General features: G+C 69.8%; 2 protein-coding genes and 1 pseudogene. All 3 read left to right on the top strand.

Annotated elements, in window-relative coordinates:
* Positions 1-225 (top strand): annotated as a pseudogene (locus ACMZ42_RS27040) (hypothetical protein); the annotation flags it as partial.
* The gene (locus ACMZ42_RS27035; protein ID WP_415733429.1) at positions 222-1,031 is read left to right on the top strand and encodes a hypothetical protein; all 810 of its coding nucleotides are present in this window, start codon (positions 222-224) and stop codon (positions 1,029-1,031) included. The pseudogene ACMZ42_RS27040 and the gene ACMZ42_RS27035, both read left to right, overlap by 4 nt.
* Positions 1,032-1,049: 18 nt before the next feature.
* On the top strand, positions 1,050-1,574 hold a 525-nt coding region (locus tag ACMZ42_RS27030; RefSeq protein WP_415733428.1), incomplete at its 3' end, for a hypothetical protein.

Below are 1,574 nucleotides of genomic sequence, written 5' to 3'. Positions count from 1 at the left end.
GTCCTGCTGGATGCATCTGGAGTGTCCGTGACCGCCGGTTCCGAGGCCGGTCAGCTGCTTGTCGAGGGGCTCGGCTCCAGGGACATCGGGCGGGTCGCGGCAGCCCACGACATCGCGCTGGTGGAACTCACGCCTCGCGGAATCTCACTCGAAGAGGCGTTCATGGAGCTGACCCGTGACAGCGCCGAGTACGTCACCGCCGACACGGAAGAGGTCATGCTGTGAGCACCGTCGCTGCCGCGAGGATCGCCCCGGGCCGCACGAAGGTCTCTTTCCCCCGGGTTCTGCGCTCCGAGTGGATCAAGCTCTGGAGCGTGCGATCCACCGGGTTCACCATGGGCCTGGCCGTGATTCTCGTGATGGCCATCGGGGTCGCCGCCTGCTTCGTCTTCGATCCGGTGGGGACGACTCCCGCCGATGCCGGTACGGATGGCGTCTCGCTGGCCACGAACGGCGCCATGCTCGCCCAGCTGTGCTTCGGTGTTCTCGGCGTGATCTTCAGCGCGGGCGAGTACGGCAACGGGATGATCCGGGCGACCATGTCGGCGGTTCCGCGCCGTGCCCCCGTCCTGTGGGCGAAGGCCCTCGTCTTCGCTGTCGCCGCGTTTCTGGTCGCAGGAGTCACCGTCGCGGTGACGTTCGTTCTCGGCGCGGGCGCTCTGGACGGTACGGCGTTCGGCCTGTCGCTCTCCGATCCCGGTGTCCTGCGCGCGCTGGCCGGGACGACGGCGTATCTCGCCCTCGTGGGTGTGATCGGAGTGGCGCTCGGCTTCGTGCTGCGGTCCGTGGCGGGCGGCGTCGCGGTGATCGCGGGCGTGGTGTTCGTGATCGACAGCCTCACCTTCGTCCTTCCCGCGAGCGTCGCCGACGCGGTGATCCCCTACCTGCCCGGCCACGCGGGACGGGCGATGATGTCCCTGCACGGGGGTGGCGACCTGCTCAGCCCCGGTGCCGGTGCGGCGGTCCTCGCGGGGTGGGCGGTTGTCGTACTGGGCGTGGGAGCTATGCGCCTGACCCGCAGCGACGTCTGACCCGAACGAGAGAGAACGATGAAGAGCGGACGCCCCCAGACCCGCCCGAACCGGTCCGCCGGTTCCTGGCACGGATTCGGCGGGCGCTCCGCCCTTCCGGGCTTCCTGCGAAGCGGCGCCGCCCGGATCCGCGCCTTCGACCGACGCGTTCCGGCCGTGTGGGACCTGGTGGTCGTGGCCGTGTTCTTCCTCATCGGCCTGCCCGATGCCCTGGCAGCCGGTCCCTTTCAGCCGCAGTTCCTGGACATCGCCCCCGGTGAGCGGTCCGCAGCGGTGGCTCTTGCGGTGCAGATTCCCCTCATCGTCCCGCTGTGGTGGCGGCGACGCGCTCCTCTCGTCGTCACGGCCGTGATCGTCGCGGTGTCGTTCGGCCAGTGGATGCAGGGCGTGTGGCTCAGTGGCGGCATCGCTGTCGTGCCGGCGCTGTTCAATGTTGGACTGCACGCGCGGCCCCGTCAGAGTCTGTGGGCCTGGGCGGCCACGACGGCAGCGCTGGTGGCTTCGGGCTTCCGCTTCCATACCAGCGTCGCGGGCCTTGCGCTG

Source organism: Lysinibacillus sp. NPDC056185 (assembly GCF_047737915.1).
Taxonomy (GTDB): Bacteria; Bacillota; Bacilli; order Bacillales_A; family Planococcaceae; genus Lysinibacillus.
The sequence above is the reverse complement of the archived record's forward strand: the minus strand, read 5'-3'. Positions and strand labels throughout refer to the sequence as shown.